Genomic DNA, 24,520 nt, shown 5'->3' with positions numbered 1-24,520 from the left:
TCTCTAACATCCTAAAACGGCCAGGATTGATCCCGCCTGCCATTCAGGACGCAGGAACGGCGCATCAGCCGGCATCAGGCCCGCATTCGCAGGAGCCTGCACATGGAGCGTGTTGATGGCGCTTGGAAGAAGCCGCTTGTGCTTGGTCGCCATTTTGGCGGTTGTGGTATCATCGTGTCAGTCAGAAGACAAAGCCCCCCTGCCACGTTATACATCCGATGCCCGTGACCTGAAGAAACCGGTTGCGGCTCGGGACCAGGCGGGACGGCGTTTCATCGAGTTCCGCTCGCGTTACGCGCTGACCTACGGTCACACCTATGTCGTCTTCGGAAGCGCCGACAAGAACGGAAGAATGATCAGTCCCGAGGTTGCGGGACTTGCCCCGGCTTCGGAAGATGCCGCGCCCTATGTCATCGGCCACTTCATTCCCGTCCCCGCCACGACAGGCGAAACGGATGGCGATCTCGAAGAGCAATACCGCTCGGCGAGTTGGCGCGTGATGCTGACGGACGCCGAATATAACGACACGGTCGCCTATATTCGCAAACTCCAGGCGCGCAGCCGTCTCTGGGAGGCGACCGTCTACAATTGCAACGCCTTCGTGGCCGATATCGCCAAGCATATGGGGTATAAGACGCCTGGCATCTGGCTTCGCCCGCAGCAATTCATTACAAATCTGCGGGAGATGAATACGGGTTGATAGAAAAGCAGGGCGATCCCGGAAAACGGATCGTGGAAAGGTTCTGGTGCCGATTTGAGCTTGTCGGTTCACACCATTGGCGAGATCGTCTGGGTCCTCGGAATTATCGCATGGTACATCATTCGATACCCATTTGAGCGCCGCGGCAAACGCGTGCCCGTCGTCAGCAGCCAGCGGAGCGTTTCGGAGAAGATAGCCCTTGCGGCGGCTCTCGCCGGGCTCGCGATCGTGCCGGGATTTTACGTCGCGACCGGCATCCCGAAAGCCGCCGACTACCCTGCCCACCTATGGGCGGTCGTGCTTGGGGCCGCCATCTTCTGCCTTGCAATGTGGGTCTTTCGCAGGACACACAAGCAACTGGGACGAAACTGGTCCATCACGCTGGAAATCCGCCAGAAGCACGAGCTGATATCATCAGGTCCCTACGCGCTGGTGCGCCACCCCATGTACACTTCCTTCATGCTGATGGGCCTCGCCCAGGCTTTCCTCCTGTCGAACTGGGTGGCGGGTCTTGCAGGCCTCATCGGCTTTGCCGTGCTGTTCTTCCTGCGGGTGGACAAGGAAGAGCGTATGATGATGGATGTTTTTGGTCCCGAGTACCGCGCCTATATGGACAGGACGAAGCGGATCATCCCTTATCTCTATTAGAGCAATTCCAGCAAAAGTGTGCAGCGGTTTTGCGTCCGGAATTGCGTGAAAACAAGGAGATAGAGCATTTCCGTGTTTCGAGGAAAAACGGAAATGCTCTACAGCATCGGCCCGGAAATCGGGATCGATTTTCGGAAAGCCTGATGCGTAGAATCAAAGAGCTAGAGCGTCCTTTGTGTGTCCGAATGGACGCACGGTGCTCTAGGAGGAGGGCACGATGAAGGGACGAACAATAAGGCTTTCGCCCGCAAGGCGGCTTGTCGGAGATCTCATGCGATTTTCGATCGGCATCCCACGCGTCACCGTGCAGCGGCAGATGAATATCCGCCCGCTGCTGGATGCCCGAAGCGCCTGCAATCCGCGCCCGTCATGGACCGTGCTGTTCCTGAAAGGCTATGCGCTGCTTTCGAAGGAGACCCCGGATCTCCGGCGCGCCTATATCAAATTCCCGATCCATCAGCTCTACGAATATCCCGAAAGCGTGGCCTCCATCGCCCATGAGCGCGAGCATGAGGGCGAGCGGATCGTCCTCCTGAGCAAGATAAAGGGGCCGGAACAGCGCCCCATTCCCGAGCTGGAAAAGCTGATCCGCGAAGCCCGCTCGCTGCCGATTGGCGAGATCAAGGACTTCCGGCGTTCGCTCAAACTTGCCCGGGCGCCTGCCCTGCTCCGCTGGTCCATGATGTGGCTCGGGCTCAATCTGGCAAAACGGCGTGGGCACTATTTCGGCACGTTCCAGTTCTCTGTCTATTCCGGCCTCGGCGCCGAATCCCTCAATCCGCTCACGCCGCTCACCACGCTACTGAACTACGGCCCGATCGATGCGGACGGCTCTGTCACCGTGCGCATCCACTATGACCACCGCGTCATGGATGGCGCCAGCATCGCCCGGGCATTGGAGCGGTTTGAAAAGATCCTGAACGGCGAGGTCACCGACGAGGTCAGGGGGTTGCCGCAGGCGGAAAAGCCCACCGGCATATCGATTGCGGGAATTGCCCCATGAGCGTCAGCGCCGAGCAGCGCCTGGCTGTCGTCGTTCTCGGAGCGTCCCGTGGCATCGGGCGGGCCATTGCCCGAGTTGCCGCACGCGAGGGCAATATCGTCGTTCTTGTGGCACGCTCCCCCGAAGGCCTTGCGGCTGCCGCAACGGAGATTACGCAGGCGGGCGGCGAAGCCTTCACGATTGAACTCGACCTCGCCTCTGCGGATGCATCCGCCCGGCTGGAATCCTATCTCGCCGAAAACGGGCTCGCCTGCGGCGTTCTGGTTAACAGCGCCGGTTATGGGCTGCGCGGCGCGGCAACCTCCCTGCCCACCGAGGATCAGCTTGGGATCATCGACGTCAACATCCGCGCGCTCGCCGACATGACCCTTCGCTTCCTGCCGGGCATGGTGGCGCGCCGCAGCGGCGGCGTCATCAATCTCGGCTCCGTCGCCGGTTTCACGCCAGGCCCCTACATGGCCTTCTATTACGCCAGCAAGAATTTCGTGCGCGCCTTCTCGACCGCCCTTCATGAGGAGGTCCGCCGCTTCGGTGTGACGGTAACCTGCGTCGCCCCCGGCCCTGTCTCGACCGACTTTCTGGAAAAATCCGGCGCCAACCGGGCCGCCCTCTTCAAGGTCCTGCCCAAGCTCGATGCCGATTATGTGGCCGAGCAGGCATGGCAGGGCTTCAAGTCCGGCCGCCGCCTCGTCATTCCCGGCATCTCTTCGAAGCTCGCCGCCTTCATTGCGAGAATCTTGCCCTCAGCGGTGGCGCTCCGCCTGATCGGCCGGGCTCAGCGCCGCAAAAGAGACCCGAGCCCCCATCGGCCGGAGACGAGCACTACGGCACCGGCCCGCAAACCGGAATCGGCTTTCGAAAAGCCCGATGCGTAGGCTCTGGGAGTTAAGGCGTCCTTCGTGCCTGAGAATGGACGCGCAGCGCTTCAGCTGAGGCTGCGGTGCCCGGGATTAGGGCTGGTTGTCGCTGCGCACGAAAACCTGCTTTGAATGATCAGGCTGATCGGCCTGCGGTGCCTCTCGCCTGATTCGCAGCCACCAGACCGCGCTCATATGCGGCGCCGTCAGCCGTCCGTCATGCGGTGATGGTTTCACCACCTCGTTCTGGATGCGATTGCCTTTTCCGGGCGCAATATCGTCAGCGCAAGCCATGGTCACAGGAAGAGCAAGAGCAGCGCCGGTAACAAGCGCTCTCCAGGCATGTCGTCCGATTCCTGGCGTGACGTGCTGGTTTCTCATCAGCCCATTCAGCCAGAATATTAGCCTTTACGGAAGTACGAAACGGTAAATGCGCCGACAGTAAACGTAAATATACTGACGGTTCGCGCCCGTAACCCTCATACACATCTAGCCAGGCCCGGCAAGATAAACATTCATTCGATTGACTGAAACTTTGGTTGGAGTTATATATGAGGCGTGACTGATGAACAAAACCAACCAAACCGCGCCGAAATCACCCGGGAAAAGCTGCTTTCCGCGGCGCTTGATGTCTTCGGTCGATACGGCTTCGACGGCACCTCGACGCGGCAGCTGAGCGAGGCTGCGGGCGTCAACCTGCAGGCCATCCCCTATTATTTCGGTGGCAAGGAAGGCCTCTATGTCGCGACGGCGGAATATCTGGTCTCGCGCATCGACCGCCATGTCGGCTCCCTGCGCCAGCAGATCGGCGCCCATCTCATGGCGCTCGAGGCTGCGGGTCAGACACTGAGCGAAGAGGATGCGCGGCGCCTGCTGACGGAGATGGGCGCGACCATGGTCGGCCTTTTCGTCAGCAAGGAGTCCGAGCCCTGGGCGCGCTTCATCATCCGCGAGCAGATGGAGCCGACCGAGGCCTTCGCCCGTGTCTATCAGGGCCTCATGCGCCCGATGATCGAAATGGCGCGCCGCATGATCGGCACCATCCTGCAGGAAGACCCGGCCAGCGAGCATGTTCGTCTGCGCACCCTCGCCTTCGTCGGCAACATCATAGTCTTCCGCGTCGCCCATGCGGCCGTTCTCGCCCAGATGGAGTGGCAGTCGGTCGGCCCTGAACAACTCCAGACCCTGCGTAACCTCGTTGCAGAGCTTGTCGGCCAGCTGCGTCAGGCGAAAGGAAATACCTGATGAGACGGATCCTCCCCCTTGCCATCGTCATTCTCCTCGCTGCGGGTGCCGCCGCCTGGTGGTACGGCCTGCCTCAGAAGCTCGGCTGGCTGCCGGAACGCACCAAGGAATTCGCGCTCTATGGCAATGTCGATATCCGCCAGGTCTCTCTCGGTTTCCGCGTCGATGGCCGGCTTGCCTCGCTCGCCGTCGATGAGGGCGACATGATCAAGAGCGGCGATGTGCTCGGCAAGCTCGACGTCGCACCTTTCGAAGCGGCTGTCGCCTCGGCGCAAGCCAATGTCGCCGCCCTGCAGGCGACGCTCGACAAGCTGAAGGCAGGTCCGCGCCCGACGGAGATCGCCCAGGCGCAAGCCTCCTACGATGAAAGCCTTGCTGCGCTGCGCAATGCTAATATCGCCTATGACCGCGCCCGCCAGCTCCGCCCTCAGGGCACGATATCGGAGGCGAACCTCGATCAGGCGACCGCCAATCGTTCGATGGCGGCAGCACGTGCGGATTCCGCTAATGAAGCGCTGAAACTCCTGCAGGAGGGCAGCCGCGTGGAAGACATTGCCAATGCCGAGGCGCAATTGAAGGCCGCGCAATCTGCATTGGTCTCTGCCCGCATCTCGCTTGCCGATACCGAACTGCGCGCGCCGAATGACGGTGTCATCCTGTCGCGCGTGCGGGAACCCGGCGCCATCGTTTCGCCGGCTGATACGGTCTATGTCCTCTCCCTCACGCAGCCGGTCTGGGTGCGCAGCTATGTCGCGGAAGGCGATCTTGGCCGCTTGCATCCCGGCATGAAGGTTCAGGTCACCTCGGATACGCAGCCGGACAAGCCCTATGAAGGCACGATCGGCTTCATTTCGCCGGTCGCCGAATTCACGCCGAAATCGGTCGAGACGCCGGAGCTTCGCACCGATCTCGTCTATCGCCTGCGCATCGTCATCGACAAGCCCGGCCCGGACCTGCGCCAGGGCATGCCGGTCACCGTGCACTTTCCCTCGCTGGCCGCACAATGAGCGCGTCTCCCGCCCCAAAGGATGAAGCGCTGGTGCGGCTTGCCGATGTAACCAAGCGCTTCAGCGATGGCCCGCCGGCACTCGATGCCGTCTCCGGCGAGGTGAAGGGCGGCGCGATCACCGGCCTCGTCGGCCCCGACGGCGCCGGCAAGACGACGCTGATCCGGCTGATGACCGGCCTGATGCTACCCGATAGCGGCACGGTGGAGGTGCTGGGCTTCGATACGCACAAGAACCCGGCCGCCATCCAGGCCTCGATCGGCTACATGCCGCAGCGCTTCGGCCTCTATGAGGACCTATCGGTTCAGGAAAATCTCGATCTCTACGCCGATCTGCGCGGCCTGCCGAAGGCCGAACGCGCAGCCTCCTTCGAGGAACTGCTGACCTTCACCGATCTCAAGCGCTTCACGACGCGGCTTGCCGGCAAGCTCTCGGGCGGCATGAAACAGAAGCTCGGCCTTGCCTGCGCGCTGCTGAAGAAGCCGCGCCTGCTGCTGCTCGATGAGCCGGGCGTCGGCGTCGATCCGATCTCGCGGCGCGACCTCTGGAAGATGGTCGAGAACCTGACGCAGGAAGGCATCGGCGTGCTCTGGTCGACCGCCTATCTGGATGAGGCAGAGGCCTGTGGTCACGTTCTGCTGCTCAATCAGGGCAAGCTGCTCTTTTCCGGCAAGCCGCACGACCTGACCGGCCGCATGAAAGACCGCGTCTTCAAGGTATCGGGCGTGACGGGCCGCAGGCGGCAGGTGCTGGCCGAACTGCTGCAGACAAAGGGTGTCATCGACGGCGTCATCCAAGGCGATGCCATCCGCCTCGTCACCGGCAAGGACGAGAGCCCTGACATCGGCAACGCCGGCGGCGGGGCAAAACTGACGCCCACCCCTGCCCGCTTCGAGGATGCCTTCATCGATATGCTCGGCGGCGGCCCCGGCGGACGCTCGAAACTCGCGGAAGCGCAAGCGGCGCCGAGCGAGATGGGTGATCGTCCCGTCATCGAGGCGCATGGCCTGACCAAGCGCTTCGGGGATTTCACCGCTGCCGACAAGATCACCTTCGATATAAGCCGCGGCGAGATCTTCGGCCTGCTCGGCCCGAATGGTGCGGGCAAGTCCACCACCTTCAAGATGCTCTGCGGCCTGTTGAAGCCGACGGAGGGCGAAGGCCGTGTTGCCGGTTTCGATCTGCGCAAGGATGCCGCCGAAGCCCGCAACCAGCTCGGCTATATGGCGCAGAAATTCTCGCTCTATGGCGATCTCACCGTCATGCAGAACCTCGAATTCTTCGCCGGCGTCTACGGCCTTCGCGGTACGCGCCGGCACGAACGCATCGAGTTGATGACCGACATCTTCGATTTCGGCCGCCACGCGCGCCATTCGGCCAAGGACCTGCCGCTCGGCCTGAAACAGCGCCTGGCGCTTGCCTGCGCCGTCATGCATGAGCCCCGCGCCCTCTTCCTCGACGAACCCACATCAGGCGTCGATCCGATCACGCGGCGCGAATTCTGGACCCATATCAACGCGCTCGTCGAAAAGGGCGTCACGGTGCTCGTGACGACGCATTTCATGGACGAGGCCGAATATTGCGACCGCATCTCGCTGATCTATCGCGGCCGCTCGATCGCGCTCGGTTCGCCTGACGAGCTGAAGGCGCGTGTCGCAACCAGGGAAGAGCCGGACCCGACGATGGAGGACGCCTTCATCGCCCTGGTTCAGGAGTCGGAAACGGAAGGGGAAGCCGCGTGAGCACCTCTTCCCGCATCCGCCGCTTCGTCGCCCTCGTGCGCAAGGAAAGCTATCAGGCGATCCGTGATCCCAGCACCATTCTCATCGCCTTCGTGCTGCCGCTGATCCTGCTCTTCCTCTTCGGCTATGGCGTGTCGCTGGATACGACGCGCACCCGCATCGGCCTCGTGCTGGAACAGGCCACACCCTTGACGCAGGACCTCTCCGCAAGCTTCCAGGCCTCCCGCTACTTCTCCGTCACGGTCGGACGCGACCGGCGCATGTTCGAAAACGATCTCGTTCTCGGCAATGTGCGCGGCATCGTCGTCATTCCCGCCGATTTCACGACGGACTATGCCGCCGGCAACCGCCCGCAGATCCAGGTTCTCGTCGATGGCTCCGACCCGAATACCGCCAATTTCGTGCAGAACTATGCGCAGGGTGCCGTCGCCAACTGGGAGCGGCAGCGGCAATCCGAGATGGTGGCCGCCGGTCCGCCGATCTCCATCGAGCAGCGCTTCTGGTTCAATCCGGAGCTCACGAGCCGCAACTTCCTCGTCCCCGGCTCCATCGCCATCGTCATGACGCTGGTCGGCACGCTGCTCACCTCTCTCGTCGTCGCCCGCGAATGGGAGCGCGGCACGATGGAGGCGATGATGGCGACGCCGGTGACATCAGCCGAACTGCTTGCCGGCAAGATCCTTCCCTATTTCCTGCTTGGCCTCGCCTCGATGACGCTCTGCGTGCTGCTGGCCGTCTTCCTCTTCGGCGTGCCGTTCCGCGGCTCGGTCGCAGCGCTCTATGCCCTGTCAGCCGCCTTCCTGATCCCCGCGCTCGGCCAGGGCCTGCTGATTTCGACGGCGACCAAGAACCAGTTCCTCGCCTCGCAGATCGCGCTGATCACAGCCTTTCTGCCGGCCTTCCTGCTGTCGGGCTTTCTCTTCGAGATCAATTCCATGCCCGCAATCATCCAGTGGATCACCATCATCGTGCCGGCCCGCTATCTGATCCCCAGCCTGCAGACGGTGTTCCTGGCAGGCGATATCTGGCCAATGTTCGCCCGCTCCATCGCCGTCATGCTCACGATCGGCGGCATCATGTTTGTGCTGGCTGCCCGCAGCACCAGAAAGAGGATCGGCTGAGATGTGGTGGACCCGGCTGAAGGCCCTCATCATCAAGGAACTGCTCGCCGTGATGCGCGACCCCAAGGGTCGCTTCGTGCTGATCGTGCCGCCCCTCATGCAGCTCCTCGTCTTTTCCTATGCGGCGACGCTTGAAGTGCGCAATGTCGATGTCATGGTGCTGAACCGCGACAGCGGTCATTGGGGGCAGGAACTGATCCAGCGCATCCAGGGCTCCCCGACCTTCCGGCGCATCGAGACCACCGATAACCAGACCGATATCCGCGAGGCGATCGACGGCCAGTCCGTCATTGCCGCAATCGAGATCGGCCCGGATTTCTCCCGCAACATCGAGGCCGGTATCCCCGCCGACCTGCAGATCATCCTCGACGGGCGCCGCTCCAACGCTTCCCAGATCGTCTCCGGCTATCTCACCCAAATCGGCATGACGCTTTCGGCCGAAACGCCGGCAGGCCGGCGCGCCATGGCGAAGACGGTCGCGACCGTGCCGCGCAACTGGTTCAACGCCAACCTCACCTATCAATGGTTCATGGTGCCGAACCTGATCGCCAGCATCGCCTTGCTCATCGGCCTCATCGTCACAGCGCTCTCCATTGCCCGCGAACGGGAACTCGGCACTTTCGACCAGCTGATGGTCTCGCCGCTGCGCGTCCATGAAATCCTGATCGGCAAGCTCATTCCGCCGATGATGATAGGCCTCTTCCACATGACGCTTTATGTGCTGGCGGCAATCTTCATCTTCGGCGTGCCTTTGCGCGGCTCGCTCTTCCTGCTCTATGGCAGCTCGATCTTCTATCTGGGTTCGGTGGCAGGCCTCGGCCTCTTCATCTCGGCGCTCTCGATGACACAGCAGCAGGCGATCCTCGGCGCCTTCCTGTTCATGGTGCCGGCCATGCTGCTTTCGGGTTTCGCAACCCCGATCGAGAACATGCCGGACTGGCTGCAGCCCGTGACGATTGTCAATCCGCTGCGCTATTTCCTCATCATCGTCAAAGGCGTCTTCCTGAAGGATATTCCGGCCGCCGAGGTGCTGAACCAGACCATTCCGCTGGCGCTGATCGCCTGCGCGACACTTGGTGCTGCCGCCTGGCTATTCCGCCGTAGGCTGGAATAGCGCGCCTCACACTATGTGAACTGCGCTTCCAAACCGTGACTCCGAAACGCTTCTCCGGCCGGAACATCGACATTGATGGGCTCGTTACCCCAGTGCAGACCAAAGCAATTCCAGCAGAAATGTGAATTGGTTTGCGTCCGGTGTTGCGTGAAAACACCGAGCAATTCCAGCAAAAGTGCGAAGCGGTTTTGCGTCCGGAATTGCGTGAAAACAAAGACATAGAGCTAAGGAGAAGCAAAATGTACAAGATCATTCTTGTCTCGAGCGCGCTTGCGCTCTCGTCTCTGGCCACGAACGCGATGGCCGATGGAGCCGTGACGGGTGCCGCCGGCGGCGCAATCACCGGCGCCATTGTCGGCGGTCCCGTGGGCGCTGCAATTGGCGGCGTGGCAGGCGGTGTAGCCGGTGCTGTCGTCGATCCGCCGCCGCGCGAGGTCGTAACCTACGTCCAGCAGCAGCCGGCCCCGCCGTCAGCAGTGGTCGTGCAGCAGCCGATCGTGGTCGGCAAGCCGCTGCCCGCAGATGTTCAGGTGATCCCGGTGCCGGATAATCCGCGCTATGCCTATACCGTCATCAACGACCGCCATGTGATTGTCGAGCCGCAGACCCATCGTGTGGTTCAGGTGATCGAATAACAGGGAACTGGCCCCGCTTGCTTCAGCGGGGCCTTTTTCTATGTACGGTTCCGCAGGGCTTCCGCCTGCGCATAGAACTTCTTTTCCCATTCCTTGTGATTATCGAGCCCTTCGCGAATGAACGGCGTGAAAATCGCAAGATTGAGAAGAGCCCAGTTGATCAGCCGCGCCGGGAATTTCAGCGGCTTAACGAAATCGATGAACAGAACGACACGCGTCTTGTCCGTGTGGTTCCAGGCTTCATGCTCATAGGCGTCGTCGAAGATCAGCGCCTTGCCTTCCTGCCAATGGCAGATCTGGTCCTTGATGCGGATCGCGAGCTTGTCGGCGGGCTCCGGCACGATCATGCCGAGATGCAGGCGCAGCACGCCATTATAGGGGCCGCGATGCGCCGGCAGATGCTTGCCGGGCTCGAAGATCGAAAACATCGCCGTCTTCAGGCCGGGGATCTTCTGCACCGCCTTCCAGGTTTCCGGGCAGGCCTGGATGTTCTGCTCCGACTTTACGCCGAAACCGACAAGGAAGAAGGTCTTCCAGCGATTGTCCTTGGAAATGGTCTGCACGTCGGTGGAGATTTCCTGGAAGCTCGGCAGCTCGCTCTGGCGCACCAGCACGCGGTCGAGCTCGGCGCGGATCTCAGGCCAGGCCTTCTCGACCTCCTTCGCCCACGGGAACACCGCGTTGTCATAAACAGGCGGATTGCCGAGCTTGGCATGTTTGAAATTCAGGCCCTCGGCCCAGGCGACGATGCCCATGAAGAAGCGCGTTATCGCGCTCGGCCGGTCCATAGGGGCGATCCCGGCAGTGGCGAAGCCCTGCGCGTCGGGGATAGATACTGATTTTTCGGGAAGGGGTGTATTGGCGATACCGTCAGTCATAGGCTTTCCATTGCGGACCAAAGCAATTCCAGCAAAGTGCACACGGTTCTGCGGCCGGAACTGCGTCAAAAACGAAGAAATAGAACGCTTCCGTGTTTCGAAGAAAAACGGAAATGCTCCAGCAATGACATGGCCTTCCGCGCAGGAGCCGATACGACGGTTACCGCGTTGGCCATTGAGCAAATATGGACAGTGCTGGGCGTGGCTCAAGTACACTTAAGTACAGGTTTTAGCGATCAATTGCCGCATGTCACCACCGCGCTGCGAGCGCGGCGGTGACAATCTCTAAGAGATGTCCTGAAGAATATCAGACTTTCAGTTCGCGGCGTTCGCGCTCGGTGACCATGGCAAGGTCGAGCACCTTCTGCAGGTTTGCCGCATGACGGAAATTCGGGTCGAGCTGCACGCCCGTTGCCACGGCCTCAGCGAAGCGCTGGTAGTTGGTTGGAACCGGCGGCACGTCGACCGGCTTCCAGGTTGCCGTTTCCACATCGTCGCCGAGGCAGCCATGCAGTTCGGAACCGCTTGGACGGTGGATGACCTCGAGGCTGCCCTTCTCGCCATAGATGCGCAGCTTCAGCTCGTTCAGATGCCCGGTCGCCCAGCGGCTGGCATGGATGACGCCGAGGGCACCATTGGCGAAATCAACCGACATGGTGAAGCTGTCATTGGCATCGAGCATATATTCGCCGATCTGGCCGCCCGGTACTTTGTTGAAGGTCTTCAGCCGGGCGAAGACATGATCGATATCGGTCGCAGCACCATAGGCCGCGAAGTCGAGGATATGAATGCCGACATCGCCGAGCACGCCGTTCGAACCGTGGCCGGTGGAAAGCCTCCACAGCCAGGTCGATTCCGTACGCCAATCGCCCCAGGCGCGGGACACCAGCCAGCTCTGCAGATAGGAGGCCTCCACATGCTTGATTGTTCCGAGCTCGCCTGACAGCACCATCTCGCGGGCGCGCTGCAGCGGTGCGACGTTGCGATAGGTGAGATTGACCATGTTGATGACGCCGGCGGTCTCAGCCGCTTCCGTCATCTCCAGCGCCTTGGGATAGTTTTCCGCCAGCGGCTTCTCACACAGCACATGCTTGCCGGCCGCGATCAGCGCCATGGTGGTCGGGTAATGGATTCGGTCAGGCGTGATATTCGTCGCCGCATCGAACTCGCCCCAGGCGATCGCCTCCTCCAGCGTCAGAAACCGCTTCTCGATATTGAACTTATCGGCGAATGCGGCAAGGCGGTCGGAATCCGTATCAACGGCGCCGACCACGGTCACGCCGTCCATATTCGCGAAATGGGCGAGCTGGTTTTTCGCCATCACGCCCGTACCAAGAACGAGTAGTCGCATGGATGCTCCTCAGCGGTAACCGGCTTCGCCGGCCTGGTGCAGTCTCGGGCCGCGTTCGACGATCGGCTCCAGTGCCTTCTCTACCGGCACATTTGGGGCGTCGGTGATACCAGTCAACGCACCCTCGGGGTTATAGGCCCATTTCACGCCGTTGATCAGCACCTTCTGCACGTTCGCATCGTGATAGGTCGGATAGGTTTCGTGGCCGGGGCGGAAATAGAAGATATTACCGGCACCACGGCGCCAGGTCAGGCCAGACCGGAAGACTTCGCCGCCCTGGAACCAGGAGATGAACACCGTTTCCAGTGGCTCCGGTACGGAGAACTGCTCGCCATACATTTCCTCGTTTTCAAGCTCGAAATGCTCGCCGAGACCAGCAGCGATCGGATGGCGCCGATTGATCGTCCACAGACGCTCGCGCTCGCCCGCCTCGCGCCATTTCAGCGCACAGGGCGTGCCCATCAGCCGCTTGAAGATCTTGGAGAAATGGCCGGAGTGCAGAACGAGCAGGCCCATGCCTTCCCACACCCGCTTGGCGACGCGCTCGACGACGACATCGGAGACGGCGCCGTGATCCTTGTGGCCCCACCAGGTCAGAACGTCGGTCTCGGCAAGCCGGGCTTCGCTGAGGCCATGTTCCGGCTCCTGCAGCGTTGCCGTGGTCGCGGAAATCGCCGGATCGGTGTTCAGCGCCTTGGCGATCGTGGTGTGCATGCCCTCGGGGTAAATGCCCCGGACAATGGCGTTGGTTGTCTCATGGATGTTCTCTCCCCATACGACGGTGCGAATGGCCATGGCTATGCTCCTCTAGAACCTTTGGATTTTTGGCAAGCAGGAAGGCGGGATTCAAAGCGCTTTGGAAAGATGGTCAGCCAAAGCAGTCCCTCCTCCGCGTCAGAGGAAGACATAGACCTTTGTCGGTATTTTGACAAAGAGGATTTTTCCCGGTTTCACGACCGGGAAAAATCCCTTGTCACATCAATGGGAAACGGTCTTGGAAAACAGGTTGACGACGACGACGCCAGAGATGATCAGGCCGAGGCCGATGATGGCGGGCGTATCCAGCCGCTGCTTGAAAAACACGAGGCCGACAGAGGAAATCAGCACGATTCCCAAAGCGCTCCAAATCGCATAGGCGATGCCGACTGGAATATGCTTCAGCGTCAGCGACAGGCAGTAGAAGGCAGCCCCATAGCAAGCGATGACGAGCGCCGTCGGCCCGAGGCGGGTGAACTGCTGGGAGAGCTGAAGTGCTGTCGTGCCGATAACTTCAAGCACGATGGCTGCAACGAGCAGCCCATAGACGGCAGCCGGGTTCATGGCGGTATTCCTTCTTGATCTACTTGTGGGTCAGCTCGATGAGGCGGGCGATCAGCTCTCGCCTCAGAGCGTCACTGATGTCATGGCTTTCCAACGTATCTGCGAACCACAGACCGTCGGCGGCAAAACGCACGATCAGAGTGTCGGGCGCCGAGTCGGTGCCGATATATTCCTCGGCTCTTGCCGCCACCCATTGGCGCCATCGGAGGCGCAGCCGGGGTTCGGCGAGAAGCGCGATCGTGACCTGCGTCCAGCTTCTGGAATCGTCGGGACGATCCTTCAGCCCGGACACCGCCTGCAGATAGGCGCGCGAGAAACGGCCCTGCGGCAGCGGATCGGCGCGCATCAGCTCGTCTATATCGGCGTCGAACTTCTCCAGCAGGCTCTCGAACAGGGCGTCCAGCAGCGCATTCTTCGTCGGGAAGTGATGCAGCAGTCCGCCCTTGCTGACGCCTGACGCAGCCGAGACCGCATCGAGCGTGACAGCGCTCATGCCACTCTCACCAGCAAGACGCGCGGCGACCTCCAGCAACTGCTGGCGCACGAGCACGGGTTGTTTCTTGCGATGATGAGCGTTTGACATGAATTTACAAAGATACCGTCCGGACGGTTTTGTCAAGAAGAATTGACTGAAGGCCCTGCCTCACAAAGGATTATGCGCGAAATGCCGCGGTGTTTTGATGACAGTTGCGATCCTTTTTTATCGGGTGCATGTAGAGCATCGGACCGAAAAGTGTGAAACGGTTTTCGGACAATCCGATGCTGGAACAAAAACCAAGAGTGGCGGAGGGGACACTGACGCTCTGGGGCGGGTATTAAGGGATGGTTTCGTGCCGGAGCAGGCAACTTCACAGGTTACAACTTTATACGAGGCGATCGGCGGTGATCCTGTCGTCCGGGCGCTGACGCATCGTTTCTACGAACTGATGGATACGCTGCCGGAGGCGAAAAACGTGCGCGCCGTGCATCCGCCAAGCCTCGAAGGTAGCGAAGAGAAATTCTACGAATACATGACCGGCTATCTGGGCGGTCCGCCGCTCTATACCGACAAGCGCGGCCATCCCCGTCTGCGCAGCCGTCATTTCGTCGCCGAGATCGGCCCTGTCGAACGCGACGAATGGCTGCTCTGCTTCCGCCGCGCCATGGATGAAACCATCGCCAGCAAGGCATTGCGCGACCTCATCTGGGCGCCGGTCGAGCGCCTCGCCCATCACATGCAGAACAAGGAATAGTCATGAGCCTGAACGCGCGTCTGGAACCGGTGCTCTATCTCTTTGCCGGTCTGTTCGGCCTTGCAGGCGTGGCGCTGGCCGCCCTCGCCGCCCATGGCGGTGGTGATGCGCATCTGGCCACCTCGGCCTCCGCCATGTGCCTCGCCCACGCCCCTGCCCTGCTGGCACTGGCGCTGGGTGCCGGCAAAATCAAAAGCGCCTGGCTGGCCGGTTTGCTGATGATTGTGGGGACGTTGCTCTTTGCGGGCGATCTCGTCACCCTGCGCTTTACCGGCTCCAGCCTCTTTCCCTATGCCGCGCCGACGGGCGGCTGGGCCATGATGCTGGGCTGGCTGGCAGTTTCGGCGAGCGCCTTCTTCCGCGTCAAGAGTTAAACTCTATGGCTGCGGTATGCGGCCAAAGCGCAGGAGATTGCCGTGCGGATCATGGATATAGAATTCCTCCATGTTCCACGGCCGCACCTCCATATCCGACAGGCGTGAAACGCCCTTCGTACGGTATTCCGCATGAAGGGCGGCAATGCCGCCGCCGCGCAGGTAGACGGATGTCTTTTCCGGCAGGCTTCGATCATCCGTCAGCCAGAAATGCAGCTCCATCTCGCCGCGCCTGAGGATCAGATAATCCGGCGTCTGGTGCACGATTTTGGCAAAGCCGAGCTGATCGCGATAGAAGGCGAGCGTCTCTGCGATATCGAGCGACGGCAGGACCGGCAGAACCTCGATACGATCGGGATTACCGCTCATATGCCGTCAACGACGTTGAAGCCCTCGAACACCGGCGGGCCCTTATACAGGCCCTTGTTGTCGCCTGCATTGCGATGCGCGGCGCGGAAATTCTCCGACTTCGTCCAGTTCAGAAAATCCTCTTCGCTGCGCCAGAGCGTATGGGAGGAAAACAGCGTATAACCCTCCTCCGCATTAGCCTTGCCACGCAGCAGGCGGAATTCGACGAAGCCCGGAACCTCCGAAAGGCTGGAATCGCGATTGCGCCAGACAGTCTCGAAATCGCCTTCGGCGCCGGCGGCCACCTTGAAGCGGTTCATCGCGATATACATCAAAAACTCCCTATGCCTTTTTCTTGTCCGCCCGCTCCGCATAACGCGGAAAGACGACGATATTATTGCCATCGGCCGCATCCGCGCCAATGGGCTTTAAAGCCGCTTCACCGGGCATGCGCGCCTCCCAGGCGGGGAACAGTACCACATTGGGATAGCTGCGCTGGCGCGCGGCATTTTCCAGGAAAACCTCGTAAAGCGCCGGCACCATGCCGTCGCCGCCGTGAGCGGCGAGCTTATGCAGGCCGATCATCGTGAACCCATCAGGGCGTTCTTCATTCATCGGGAATTGTCTCGTTCGTTCATCGTCTGTAGCGCACGCTCCAGGCTCGACTTGCTGCCATTGCGCAACGGGATGAAGGCCTTGCTGAACTTCTTGCAGCCGGTCTTCACACGCAGGCAGGCATCGTGGCTGATACAGTCGATGGGGCAGAACACGCAGTCGACCGAGGGAAGCAACGTATCGATGCGGGAAACGGCTTCGCGAAGACCGCCATCATGGTGGATGAGCTCGGCACCGAAATTGCTGGCGATCTGGCGAAGATGCGCCACCTGGCAATCACGACCGCCGACATAGAGGAAACTGCGGCCATCCAGCTTGGAGCGGCCCGAGGAGATCTCCTTCGTCTCCTGATCGGCCTGAACACGCATCTCCCGGTTCGCCCCCTTCTTCGCCTTTCGAGCCATTTACCACCCGTTCGCTCGTTGATCGTCACACGATTCATGCGTGTGCGAACGGACCTTATTAAACTTGATTTTTAGAGTAAAGTATAAAGTTGATTGTTTTTATCATATTTATTGAATCTGGATGGGAACCGACAAAGTCATGGCCTGCCCACCCGGCGGAGGGCTGAATGGCGCAGCGCGGCGGACCGCATCGAGAGCAAGTTGATCGATATCGGGAACGCCGGACCCCTGCGAAACGCGAGCCCCCGCGAGCCCGCCATTGCCGCTCACCGAAAAGGTCACGACCACGGTGCCTTCGACCCCACGGGGTTTCCTGATCGCCCGGCGGATACGGCTTCTGACTTTGCCCTTGTAATTGGCAACGGCTGCGGTGCCGACACCGTTGTTGTTGCTGGCAACCTGCGAATTGCTGTCCGATTGCGCGGTTGAGGTTCCTTCCGCAACACCCCGCTGGGAATCCTGCTGGCCCTCGCCTCGCGAACCCGCCGTCTTCTTCGGCGCTTGCTTCTTCTCAACCGGCTTCGGCTTCTCCTGCGTCGTCACCTTGGGCTTCGGCGTCGGGGTTATCGCCTCCGGCGGCTGCTCCGGCTCGGGCTGGACTTCGGCGGCTTCCACCGGCTTCACCTCTTCGACAGCCACTGCGGTCTCAGGCTGCGTCTCTGATGGCTGAACTTCGGTCGGCTGTACCGCGCTCGGTGGCACCTCGGAGGGTTGCACCTCCGCAGAGACCGCATCAACCGTCACCTGCTGTTCGGGAACGACCGTCGACATCGGTTGCGCAACGGATTCCTCGGCCGGTACCTCCGAAACCAGAATTTCCGGCTCGGCGGCCGTCGCCGTTTCCGGCGAGACGCGCGTCACTTCCGGTGCCGGCGCCTGCTGAACGGCATCATGCGTCTCGACAGGCGAGACCTCCGTCGGCTGCACGGCCTCCGGCTGAACTTGCGCCGTCTGCGTCGGATGGATCGTGTCGGGTTGGACGGCCTCAGGAATGATTTCTTGCTGGATGGTCGTTTCTGTCTCGCCGGCAGCCGTCTGATCGACATCGGAGTTGCCGTACATGACGACGCTGACAGCTTCGCCAGCCTCCTCGATCGCCTCTTCGGGCGCCTTGGGGAAAGCAACGATCAGTGCAGTCGCCAGCGCCGCATGAAAGAGCAGCGAGCAGATGCAGGTCACCGTCAGCCGGCGCCGCACGGGCGCCTTCTCGTCTTCCTGCTTTTCCACCGCAGCATCCATTGGTGGCGGGGTGACGGAAGATGCCGCTGCGGTTTCCGGATGATCGGGGAAAGAGGAGATCTGCGCAAAACGCGCATAATGAATGACCTGCTCGCCGGCCGGCTGGCGCTGCGCATTTCGCAGATCGGACAACTCGTGGCCGGGATGCATGCCGGGATTGTTGTCGTTCAGGCTCTCGTCAGCGCTCGCCTCCTCGATGAGCACGTGTCTCGATCTGGACTTCGCTGAAATAGCCATTTTACGCCTCGGACAGCTTGGAACATGCGCGCCGGGCTTCATCCCGGCTTTCGTCTTAACCTTCGAAAGGAACTGAGATCTGCGAGCGGGTCACCAGACCCTTCATGCATTCCCCCGCCGCCGGCCCGTCACAAACAGGCGTGTCGTTGATGAGGATGCGGGTAACCGTCTCGCATTTGACGTTCGGCATATCGAACTGGCGCACGCGCTTCTTGCCCTGCGGCAGATCGCGGAAATCGAGCACGGTGATGCGGTCGACGGCATTCTTGTCGTTGAAGAAGGCGAGTTCGAAGGAGATCTTGTTGATCGGTGTCTGCAGATTGTTCTCGGCCACGAAGGTCATCATGCAGCCCTTCTGCGAGGGCGCCAGCGCATTGAGCTCGACGACAAGTTTGGCGGCTGCAGTCGCATCCTGCGCATAGGTCTGTGCAATACCCGACACCGAAAACAGCACACTAGCCGCAAACGCAGCAAACCGACCCGTCATCATCGCCTCTCCATAAGCAAATTGACCGCCGTCCAGCGGCTTCAAAACAGCAGGATCAAAAACTTGACTGCTTTTGTCTTCAATTATTGCGTCTTTAAAAAACTATGAGTATGAGAGTCAAGATAATTGTCACCGGAACCGGGGTCTTGACCCCCGCAATCACGGAATAAGCCAACAGAAATGATGGTTGAAAAGCCAGATACCTTTAAGCTCGCACCATCGCGGAACGAACCTGCGGTGGCCGAGATCCGCGTTCTCGAAGGCAGCGATCTTTTTCGCGGCGCAAACGAGATCATGATTCGGCACGACGGCGTGATCTACCGCCTGAAGATCACCCGTCAGGGCAAACTCATTCTCAACAAATAAGCTCAATAGCAGGGTAGAACATGACCGAGCAGACCAGACCGGCACCATCCGAAATCCGCGCATTCCGCGCTGAAAATCCGAAGATGCGCGAGCGCGATATCGCCGCGCAGCTGAAGATCTCCGAGGCGGCCCTCATCGCAGCCGAAGTCGGCGTCAGTGCTATCAGAATCGATGCCAGCGCCGTCAAGCTGCTCGAACGTGTCGCCGATCTCGGTGAAGTCATGGCCCTGTCGCGCAACGAAAGCGCCGTACACGAGAAGATCGGTGTCTACGAAAACATCAAGGTCGGCGAGCACAACGCCATCGTACTCGGCGAAAACATCGATCTGCGCGTCTTTCCAAGCCGCTGGGTCCACGCCTTTGCCGTCACCAAGAAGGACGGCGACACGGAGCGCCTCAGCCTCCAGTATTTCGACAAGACGGGCAACGCCGTCCACAAGATCCATCTGCGCCCGGCATCCAATGTCGAGGCCTACCATCGCATCGTCGCCGAACTGAAGCTCGAGGACCAGGGCCAAGAACTCGTCGAAGCGGAGGCTTCCCCGGATGTCGACGAAGACGGCGATGTCAGCCGCGAAGAGCTGCGCGACAACTGGAGCAAGATGACCGACACGCATGAATTCTTCGGCATGCTGAAGCGCCTGAAGATCGGCCGCCAGGCCGCCGTGCGCAGGGTTGGCGACGACTATGCCTGGAAGCTCGACAATACGGCGACGGCAGAGATGATGCATGCCTCCGTCAAATCAGGCCTGCCGATCATGTGCTTCGTTGCCAATAACGGCATCGTGCAGATCCATTCCGGCCCGATCTTCAACGTCCAGCCGATGGGTCCGTGGATCAACATCCTCGACGAAACCTTCCATCTGCATCTGCGCCAGGACCACATTGCCGAGACCTGGGCCGTACGCAAGCCGACCAAGGACGGCCACGTCACCTCGCTCGAAGCCTATGACGCCAACGGCAACATGATCATCCAGTTCTTCGGCAAGCGGAAGGAAGGCTCCGACGAGAATGCCGGATGGCGTGACATCATGGAAAACCTGCCGCGGGCCACAAGCGTCGCCGCATAAGGATCGCAACGATGAAGATGCTTAGAAACCTGCGCCGGATCCGCCTCTGGGAGCTGGCCCTGACGGCGGCCGTCATGACCCTGCCACTGATCCCGGCAGCACCGGCCGGCGAGAACTATGCTTTCGTCCGCGCCGCGCACGCTGAGGAAAAGAAGCTCGACACCTCGCGGCTGGTTTCGGTCGGCGGCGACGTCACCGAGATCATCTACGCGCTCGGAGAAGAAAACAGGCTGATCGCCCGCGATACCACGAGCATGTTTCCCGAAGCCGCCCTGAAGCTGCCTGATGTCGGCTACATGCGCGCCCTTTCGCCGGAAGGCATTCTTGCCATGAACCCGACGGCGATCATCGCCGTCGAGGGCTCCGGACCGCAGGAAGCGCTGAACGTCCTGAAGAATGCCAGCGTGCCCTTCGAAACCGTTCCGAATGCCTATACGCGCGACGGTATCATCGCCAAGATCGATCGCGTCGGTACGCTGCTCAATGTGCCGGAAAAGGCTAAGGCACTTGAAGAAAAGGTCGGCGCCGATCTCGATGCCGCCGTCACTGATGCCGCGAAACGCCCCGAGGCCGAGCGCAAGCGCGTTCTCTTCGTCCTCAGCGCCCAGAACGGCCGTATCATGGCGTCGGGCACCGGCACCGCCGCAGACGGCGTCATCAAGCTTGCCGGCGCCATCAATGCGGTCGGCGAATTCCCAGGCTACAAGCCGCTTACCGATGAGGCGATCATCAGCGCCAAGCCCGACGTCATCCTGATGATGAACCGCGGCGATGGCGCCGGCACCAAGAACGAGGATCTGCTGGCACAGCCGTCGATCGCGCTGACGCCTGCCGGTGAAAACAAGGCGATCATCCGGATGGATGGCCTGCATCTCCTGGGCTTCGGTCCGCGCACGGCAAGTGCTGTTCGCGAACTCAACGCGGCGATCTACGGAGGCTGACGATGGCCGTGTCGGAAGCCATGATGGAAAACAGGCGATCCTTTTCGGCGGCATTCCGCAGACCCCGGCAGGCGGGCGACAGAACCGAGCTCGCTCTGCTGGGCATCGCCTTCCTTATCGCGGCTTCCGTCTTCGCCCTGCTCTTCTCCATCACGACAGGGGCATCGGACGCCTCCATCCTCGATGTCGTCAGAAACATGGCGGGCTCGCAGACAGCGCTCAGCATGCGTGACCGGATCATCATCTTCGATATCCGCCTGCCCCGCGCCATCCTCGGCTTCCTGATCGGCGGATCGCTCGCCGTCTCCGGCGCCGTCATGCAGGGCCTGTTCCGCAACCCGCTGGCCGATCCCGGCCTTGTCGGCGTCTCCTCGGGCGCCGGCCTCGGCGCTGTCGTGATGATCGTGCTCGGCGGCACCATTGCCGCGCCCTTCTACCTGGCGCTCGGCATCTATGCCCTGCCGCTTGCAGCCTTCGGCGGCGGTCTCGCCACCACGCTGCTGCTCTACCGGGTCGCCACAAGCAACGGCCAGACCTCGGTTGCCACCATGCTGCTTGCCGGTATCGCGCTTGGCGCCCTGGCCGGGGCGCTGACGGGCGTGCTGATCTATATGGCGAACGACCAGCAGCTGCGTGATCTGACCTTCTGGGGCATGGGCTCGCTTGCCGGCGCCACCTGGATCAAGATCGCCGCAGCCGGCCCCATCATCCTCCTGTCCTTCGTCGCCCTGCCCTTCATGGCGCGTGGCCTGAACGCCATCACGCTCGGCGAGGCCGCGGCCTTTCACATGGGCGTGCCGGTCCAGCGGCTGAAGAATATCGCGATCGTCACCGTTGCGGCCGCAACCGGCGCCTCCGTTGCCGTCAGTGGCGGTATCGGCTTCGTCGGCATTGTCGTGCCGCATATCTTGCGCATGGTGATCGGCCCGGACCATCGTTTCCTGCTGCCGGCCTCGGCCCTGCTCGGCGGCTCGCTGCTGATCTTCGCAGACGTACTCGCCCGCACAATCGTGGCACCGGCCGAACTGCCGATCGGCATCATCACGGCGGCAGTCGGCGGGCCCTTCTTCCTCTGGATCCTGTTGCGGCAGCGCTCGCGCCTTGCCCTTTGAGTTTGTTCGATGATCGAAGTTTCCGGCGTCTGCGTGCACCTCTCCGGCAAGACCATCGTTCGCGATGTTGCCTTCACTGCGAAGGCGGGCGAACTGACCGCCATTGCCGGCCCGAACGGCTCCGGCAAGACGACGACGATGAAAGCCGTTTCCGGCGAGCTTGCCTATGAAGGTTCCGTTCGTTTGAACGGCGAAGAGGTGCGCGCACTGAAGCCGTGGCAGCTTGGCTCCATTCGCGGGGTCCTGCCGCAAGCAAGCAGCATCTCCTTTCCCTTCACGGTACGGGAAATCGTCCGCATGGGTCTGACCTCCGGCCTCAACCTTCACGCCGATCAGGCCGATGAGACGGCCGCAAAAGCGCTTGCCGCCGTCGATCTTACCGGCTTCGAAGGGCGCTTCTACCAGGAACTCTCGGGCGGCGAGCAGCAGCGCGTTCAGCTTGCCCGCGTGCTCTGCCAGATCGCCGAGCCGGTCGTCGACGGCAAACCCTGCTGGCTGCTGCTCGACGAGCCGGTCTCCAGTCTCGACATCAGCCACCAGCTGACGATCATGACGCTGGCGCGTAATTTCTGCGAGCGCGGCGGCGGGGTGATCGCTGTCATGCACGATCTCAACCTGACGGCCCTCTTCGCCGACAGGATCGTATTGATGAAATCCGGCCGGCTGGCAGCCGCTGGCAATGTGTGTGAGGTACTGACGGACGAAACCATGCAATCCGTCTTCGGCTGCCCGTTGCGCGTCAATCAGGTGCCGGTCGACGGCACGCCCTTCGTGCTTGCGCACAGCGCGCTTCCCGCCAACTGAGGAACCTTTCCACCCCAAATGCGTTGTCCGCAATGATTTGGGTCAAAGCCGGGCGCTCTCTTCCGTGCCATCAGTGGCGCTGACCCTGTGTGAAACCGGGCGGTGCTTGTCCGCGCCCAGCTATGGAGACAGTCATGGCCTATTCCCTCTTCCAATCCAGCCGCAGCCGCCGCAACGGCGCTCTCCACAATCTCGAAGCCAGTATCGAAGATCAGATCGAGGCGCTCCGCGAAGAACTCGCCGAATTGACGCAGGTTCTCGGCAAGACCTCGCGCCGTCAGGGCGAGAAACTGCGCTCGCATGCATCCGCAAGCTACGAGGACATCCTCGGCCGCAGCGAGGATCTGCTGAACGAACTGCAGCAGAGTTACCTGCGCGGCGCAAGCGAAGTACGCAATACGGTCCGCCGTCACCCGCTGGCAACAGTCGGTGCCGCTGCCGCCTTCGGCCTGCTTATCGCCATGCTCGCCCGCCGCTAGGAGGCTCGATGCTCTACCCGATCCTGAGCCTGCTCGTAGGCACCAGCGTTCACCGCACAGTGGAACGCACTAAGCGCAACGGCATCTTCATCGCCGTTGCGTTGCTTTTTCTTCTGACCGCCTATGCGCTTGGCGTGACCGCTGGGGCGATCTGGCTGGCAGGCATCTATGGGCCGATCGGCGCTTCGCTTTTCCTGGCAGCCTGCGCCTTGCTGATCGCGATCATCGTCTTCGTCGTCATGGCGATCATGAATCGCCAGGAAGCCCGCCGCGCCCGCGAACGTCGCGCCGCACTTGAATCCCTGGCAACCGTCGGCCTCGGCCTTGTCCGCTCCCAGCCGCTATTGACTGCAGGCATAGTGGCCGCTCTTGTCGCCGCCAATCTCGTGGGTTCGAAGCGGGACGACTGACGTTCCGCAGCACCTTTCACTTTCCCGACATTGCTTTTGTCGCAAATATATCCCGCGCCCAAATCCTTGGGCGCAGGATACTGCATTCCAGCGAGTGATCGCATCGACGCTGTGGTGCCCGGTTTTCGGCGACCAGCTCAGGCAGGCAGGTGACCGGGACGCCAAATAAAAAGCCGGCGCCCCGTAGGGCAACCGGCCTTCCTTCCTCCCACGGAAACAAGTTGATCAGAAGGCAAAGGCCTTCGACGTCAGTGGCGCCGACGTAGCATCCGGGCCGAAATCCGCCTCGCCTGATATCTGCAGGAGATCCTGCAGACGCTGGCGCGCGCGGTTCACACGGCTCTTGATGGTACCGACGGCGCAGCCGCAGATTTCCGCCGCTTCCTCGTAAGAGAAGCCCGATGCGCCGACGAGGATGATCGCTTCGCGCTGGTCCGGCGGCAGCTGGTCCAGCGCCTTCTTGAAATCCTGCAGGTCGAGTGCGCCGTATTGGGACGGGTGCGTCGCCATGGATTCGGTAAACAAACCGTCGCTGTCCTGCACCTCGCGCCCGCTCTTGCGCATCTGGCTGTAAAGCTCGTTGCGCAGGATCGTGAAGAGCCAGGCCTTCATGTTGGTGCCCATCTCGAAATGGTCCTGCTTGGCCCAGGCCTTCATGATGGTGTCCTGGACCAGGTCGTCGGCGCGATCGTGCCGGCCGATCAGGGATATGGCGAAAGCGCGAAGGCTTGGCAGTGCCGCCAGGAGTTCGCGCTTGAAGCTCGGTTGCGCTTTTTCCATG

At 61.3% G+C, this 24,520-nt stretch carries 32 protein-coding genes; 19 read left to right on the top strand and 13 right to left on the bottom strand.

The annotated features are described in order from the left end of the window. The first annotated feature begins 115 nt into the window (after positions 1 to 115). From ACR9ZQ_RS07610 to ACR9ZQ_RS07595, 4 genes are all read left to right on the top strand, one after another. A complete protein-coding gene (locus ACR9ZQ_RS07610; protein ID WP_310385552.1) occupies positions 116 to 700 on the top strand; it encodes a hypothetical protein in 585 nt (194 codons plus the stop codon). A 60-nt stretch (positions 701 to 760) separates the two neighbouring features. Next, positions 761 to 1,348, top strand: a complete 588-nt coding sequence (locus ACR9ZQ_RS07605; RefSeq protein ID WP_310385555.1) for a protein-S-isoprenylcysteine O-methyltransferase — start codon at positions 761 to 763, stop codon at positions 1,346 to 1,348. 217 nt (positions 1,349 to 1,565) lie between these two features. Then, positions 1,566 to 2,351 carry a hypothetical protein gene (locus tag ACR9ZQ_RS07600; protein ID WP_310385557.1) on the top strand — a complete coding sequence of 262 codons (786 nt, stop codon included), beginning with the start codon at positions 1,566 to 1,568 and terminating at the stop codon, positions 2,349 to 2,351. Continuing rightward, positions 2,348 to 3,226 carry an SDR family NAD(P)-dependent oxidoreductase gene (locus ACR9ZQ_RS07595; protein WP_481427450.1) on the top strand — a complete coding sequence of 293 codons (879 nt, stop codon included), beginning with the start codon at positions 2,348 to 2,350 and terminating at the stop codon, positions 3,224 to 3,226. The genes ACR9ZQ_RS07600 and ACR9ZQ_RS07595 overlap by 4 nt, the downstream gene beginning before the upstream one ends. A 75-nt stretch (positions 3,227 to 3,301) precedes the next feature. On the opposite strand, the gene ACR9ZQ_RS07590 is transcribed toward ACR9ZQ_RS07595, so the two are convergent. After that, positions 3,302 to 3,589, bottom strand: a complete 288-nt coding sequence (locus tag ACR9ZQ_RS07590) for a hypothetical protein (RefSeq protein ID WP_481427449.1) — start codon at positions 3,587 to 3,589, stop codon at positions 3,302 to 3,304. A gap of 177 nt (positions 3,590 to 3,766) precedes the next feature. Here ACR9ZQ_RS07590 and ACR9ZQ_RS07585 point away from each other — a divergent pair, with 177 nt between their 5' ends. From ACR9ZQ_RS07585 to ACR9ZQ_RS07560, 6 genes are all read left to right on the top strand, one after another. Continuing rightward, positions 3,767 to 4,453 (top strand): CerR family C-terminal domain-containing protein, encoded by a 687-nt coding sequence (locus ACR9ZQ_RS07585; RefSeq protein WP_481427448.1) that lies wholly within the window; start codon positions 3,767 to 3,769, stop codon positions 4,451 to 4,453. Next, entirely contained in the window at positions 4,453 to 5,460 is a 1,008-nt protein-coding gene (gene hlyD, locus ACR9ZQ_RS07580) for a secretion protein HlyD (RefSeq protein ID WP_439016172.1), read from the top strand. The genes ACR9ZQ_RS07585 and hlyD overlap by 1 nt, the downstream gene beginning before the upstream one ends. Then, positions 5,457 to 7,202 carry an ATP-binding cassette domain-containing protein gene (locus ACR9ZQ_RS07575; RefSeq protein WP_481427447.1) on the top strand — a complete coding sequence of 582 codons (1,746 nt, stop codon included), beginning with the start codon at positions 5,457 to 5,459 and terminating at the stop codon, positions 7,200 to 7,202. Before hlyD ends, ACR9ZQ_RS07575 begins: the two co-directional genes overlap by 4 nt. Then, on the top strand, positions 7,199 to 8,323 hold the full coding sequence (locus ACR9ZQ_RS07570) for an ABC transporter permease (protein WP_481427446.1): 1,125 nt from the start codon (positions 7,199 to 7,201) through the stop codon (positions 8,321 to 8,323). Before ACR9ZQ_RS07575 ends, ACR9ZQ_RS07570 begins: the two co-directional genes overlap by 4 nt. 1 nt (position 8,324) lies before the next feature. Beyond that, the gene (locus tag ACR9ZQ_RS07565; RefSeq protein ID WP_481427445.1) at positions 8,325 to 9,437 is read left to right on the top strand and encodes an ABC transporter permease; all 1,113 of its coding nucleotides are present in this window, start codon (positions 8,325 to 8,327) and stop codon (positions 9,435 to 9,437) included. A gap of 239 nt (positions 9,438 to 9,676) precedes the next feature. Beyond that, positions 9,677 to 10,072 (top strand): DUF1236 domain-containing protein, encoded by a 396-nt coding sequence (locus tag ACR9ZQ_RS07560; protein ID WP_113322509.1) that lies wholly within the window; start codon positions 9,677 to 9,679, stop codon positions 10,070 to 10,072. 38 nt (positions 10,073 to 10,110) lie between these two features. Here ACR9ZQ_RS07560 and olsC read toward each other — a convergent pair whose 3' ends face one another. The 5 genes from olsC to ACR9ZQ_RS07535 all read right to left on the bottom strand — a co-directional run bounded on the left by olsC (position 10,111) and on the right by ACR9ZQ_RS07535 (position 14,204). Then, positions 10,111 to 10,950 (bottom strand): ornithine lipid ester-linked acyl 2-hydroxylase OlsC, encoded by an 840-nt coding sequence (gene olsC / locus ACR9ZQ_RS07555; protein ID WP_481427444.1) that lies wholly within the window; start codon positions 10,948 to 10,950, stop codon positions 10,111 to 10,113. A gap of 307 nt (positions 10,951 to 11,257) precedes the next feature. Continuing rightward, the gene (locus ACR9ZQ_RS07550) at positions 11,258 to 12,301 is read right to left on the bottom strand and encodes a Gfo/Idh/MocA family protein (RefSeq protein ID WP_113322510.1); all 1,044 of its coding nucleotides are present in this window, start codon (positions 12,299 to 12,301) and stop codon (positions 11,258 to 11,260) included. A 9-nt stretch (positions 12,302 to 12,310) separates the two neighbouring features. Next, positions 12,311 to 13,096, bottom strand: coding sequence for a ThuA domain-containing protein (locus tag ACR9ZQ_RS07545; protein ID WP_481427443.1), 786 nt, complete (start codon positions 13,094 to 13,096; stop codon positions 12,311 to 12,313). 183 nt (positions 13,097 to 13,279) lie between these two features. Continuing rightward, a complete protein-coding gene (locus ACR9ZQ_RS07540; RefSeq protein WP_310385579.1) occupies positions 13,280 to 13,621 on the bottom strand; it encodes a DMT family transporter in 342 nt (113 codons plus the stop codon). Positions 13,622 to 13,640: 19 nt separating this feature from the next. After that, positions 13,641 to 14,204 carry a TetR/AcrR family transcriptional regulator gene (locus tag ACR9ZQ_RS07535; RefSeq protein WP_310385581.1) on the bottom strand — a complete coding sequence of 188 codons (564 nt, stop codon included), beginning with the start codon at positions 14,202 to 14,204 and terminating at the stop codon, positions 13,641 to 13,643. Between the two features lie 247 nt (positions 14,205 to 14,451). Here ACR9ZQ_RS07535 and ACR9ZQ_RS07530 point away from each other — a divergent pair, with 247 nt between their 5' ends. Together ACR9ZQ_RS07530 and ACR9ZQ_RS07525 are read left to right on the top strand one after the other, a co-directional pair. After that, positions 14,452 to 14,853: a group II truncated hemoglobin gene (locus ACR9ZQ_RS07530; RefSeq protein ID WP_310385583.1), complete on the top strand. Its 402-nt coding sequence runs from the start codon at positions 14,452 to 14,454 to the stop codon at positions 14,851 to 14,853. A 2-nt stretch (positions 14,854 to 14,855) separates the two neighbouring features. Next, positions 14,856 to 15,227 carry a DUF423 domain-containing protein gene (locus ACR9ZQ_RS07525; protein ID WP_007815276.1) on the top strand — a complete coding sequence of 124 codons (372 nt, stop codon included), beginning with the start codon at positions 14,856 to 14,858 and terminating at the stop codon, positions 15,225 to 15,227. Positions 15,228 to 15,230: 3 nt separating this feature from the next. On the opposite strand, the gene ACR9ZQ_RS07520 is transcribed toward ACR9ZQ_RS07525, so the two are convergent. The 6 genes from ACR9ZQ_RS07520 to ACR9ZQ_RS07495 all read right to left on the bottom strand — a co-directional run bounded on the left by ACR9ZQ_RS07520 (position 15,231) and on the right by ACR9ZQ_RS07495 (position 18,557). Then, positions 15,231 to 15,596: a bleomycin resistance protein gene (locus tag ACR9ZQ_RS07520; protein WP_310385585.1), complete on the bottom strand. Its 366-nt coding sequence runs from the start codon at positions 15,594 to 15,596 to the stop codon at positions 15,231 to 15,233. Next, positions 15,593 to 15,907 (bottom strand): heme-degrading protein HmuQ, encoded by a 315-nt coding sequence (hmuQ, locus tag ACR9ZQ_RS07515; RefSeq protein ID WP_113321676.1) that lies wholly within the window; start codon positions 15,905 to 15,907, stop codon positions 15,593 to 15,595. The genes ACR9ZQ_RS07520 and hmuQ overlap by 4 nt, the downstream gene beginning before the upstream one ends. 10 nt (positions 15,908 to 15,917) lie before the next feature. Beyond that, on the bottom strand, positions 15,918 to 16,190 hold the full coding sequence (locus ACR9ZQ_RS07510; RefSeq protein WP_310385588.1) for a hypothetical protein: 273 nt from the start codon (positions 16,188 to 16,190) through the stop codon (positions 15,918 to 15,920). Continuing rightward, a complete protein-coding gene (locus ACR9ZQ_RS07505) occupies positions 16,187 to 16,594 on the bottom strand; it encodes a DUF2325 domain-containing protein (RefSeq protein WP_310385590.1) in 408 nt (135 codons plus the stop codon). Before ACR9ZQ_RS07505 ends, ACR9ZQ_RS07510 begins: the two co-directional genes overlap by 4 nt. 108 nt (positions 16,595 to 16,702) lie before the next feature. After that, positions 16,703 to 18,070 carry an energy transducer TonB family protein gene (locus ACR9ZQ_RS07500; RefSeq protein ID WP_481427442.1) on the bottom strand — a complete coding sequence of 456 codons (1,368 nt, stop codon included), beginning with the start codon at positions 18,068 to 18,070 and terminating at the stop codon, positions 16,703 to 16,705. Between the two features lie 55 nt (positions 18,071 to 18,125). Beyond that, on the bottom strand, positions 18,126 to 18,557 hold the full coding sequence (locus tag ACR9ZQ_RS07495; protein ID WP_481429281.1) for a hypothetical protein: 432 nt from the start codon (positions 18,555 to 18,557) through the stop codon (positions 18,126 to 18,128). Positions 18,558 to 18,737: 180 nt separating this feature from the next. Between ACR9ZQ_RS07495 and hemP the strand changes: the two genes are divergently transcribed. The 7 genes from hemP (at position 18,738) to ACR9ZQ_RS07460 (ending at position 23,739) form a co-directional block, all read left to right on the top strand. Further along, positions 18,738 to 18,923 (top strand): hemin uptake protein HemP, encoded by a 186-nt coding sequence (gene hemP / locus ACR9ZQ_RS07490; RefSeq protein WP_037104648.1) that lies wholly within the window; start codon positions 18,738 to 18,740, stop codon positions 18,921 to 18,923. 20 nt (positions 18,924 to 18,943) lie between these two features. Next, the gene (locus tag ACR9ZQ_RS07485; protein WP_481427441.1) at positions 18,944 to 19,993 is read left to right on the top strand and encodes a hemin-degrading factor; all 1,050 of its coding nucleotides are present in this window, start codon (positions 18,944 to 18,946) and stop codon (positions 19,991 to 19,993) included. An 11-nt stretch (positions 19,994 to 20,004) separates the two neighbouring features. Beyond that, positions 20,005 to 20,934: a heme/hemin ABC transporter substrate-binding protein gene (locus ACR9ZQ_RS07480; RefSeq protein WP_310385595.1), complete on the top strand. Its 930-nt coding sequence runs from the start codon at positions 20,005 to 20,007 to the stop codon at positions 20,932 to 20,934. A 2-nt stretch (positions 20,935 to 20,936) separates the two neighbouring features. Beyond that, positions 20,937 to 22,046 carry a FecCD family ABC transporter permease gene (locus tag ACR9ZQ_RS07475; protein WP_481427440.1) on the top strand — a complete coding sequence of 370 codons (1,110 nt, stop codon included), beginning with the start codon at positions 20,937 to 20,939 and terminating at the stop codon, positions 22,044 to 22,046. A gap of 9 nt (positions 22,047 to 22,055) precedes the next feature. Continuing rightward, a complete protein-coding gene (locus ACR9ZQ_RS07470; RefSeq protein ID WP_481427439.1) occupies positions 22,056 to 22,850 on the top strand; it encodes a heme ABC transporter ATP-binding protein in 795 nt (264 codons plus the stop codon). A 134-nt stretch (positions 22,851 to 22,984) separates the two neighbouring features. Further along, the gene (locus ACR9ZQ_RS07465; protein ID WP_310385601.1) at positions 22,985 to 23,329 is read left to right on the top strand and encodes an ElaB/YgaM/YqjD family protein; all 345 of its coding nucleotides are present in this window, start codon (positions 22,985 to 22,987) and stop codon (positions 23,327 to 23,329) included. An 8-nt stretch (positions 23,330 to 23,337) separates the two neighbouring features. Continuing rightward, positions 23,338 to 23,739 (top strand): hypothetical protein, encoded by a 402-nt coding sequence (locus tag ACR9ZQ_RS07460; protein ID WP_113321672.1) that lies wholly within the window; start codon positions 23,338 to 23,340, stop codon positions 23,737 to 23,739. 225 nt (positions 23,740 to 23,964) lie between these two features. Here ACR9ZQ_RS07460 and ACR9ZQ_RS07455 read toward each other — a convergent pair whose 3' ends face one another. Further along, complete coding sequence (locus ACR9ZQ_RS07455) at positions 23,965 to 24,519, bottom strand: RNA polymerase sigma factor (RefSeq protein ID WP_007815244.1); 555 nt, start codon at positions 24,517 to 24,519, stop codon at positions 23,965 to 23,967. Position 24,520: the final 1 nt, after the last annotated feature.

This window comes from Rhizobium sp. KNZ14-9A (genome assembly GCF_056755015.1).
The sequence above is the reverse complement of the archived record's forward strand: the minus strand, read 5'-3'. Positions and strand labels throughout refer to the sequence as shown.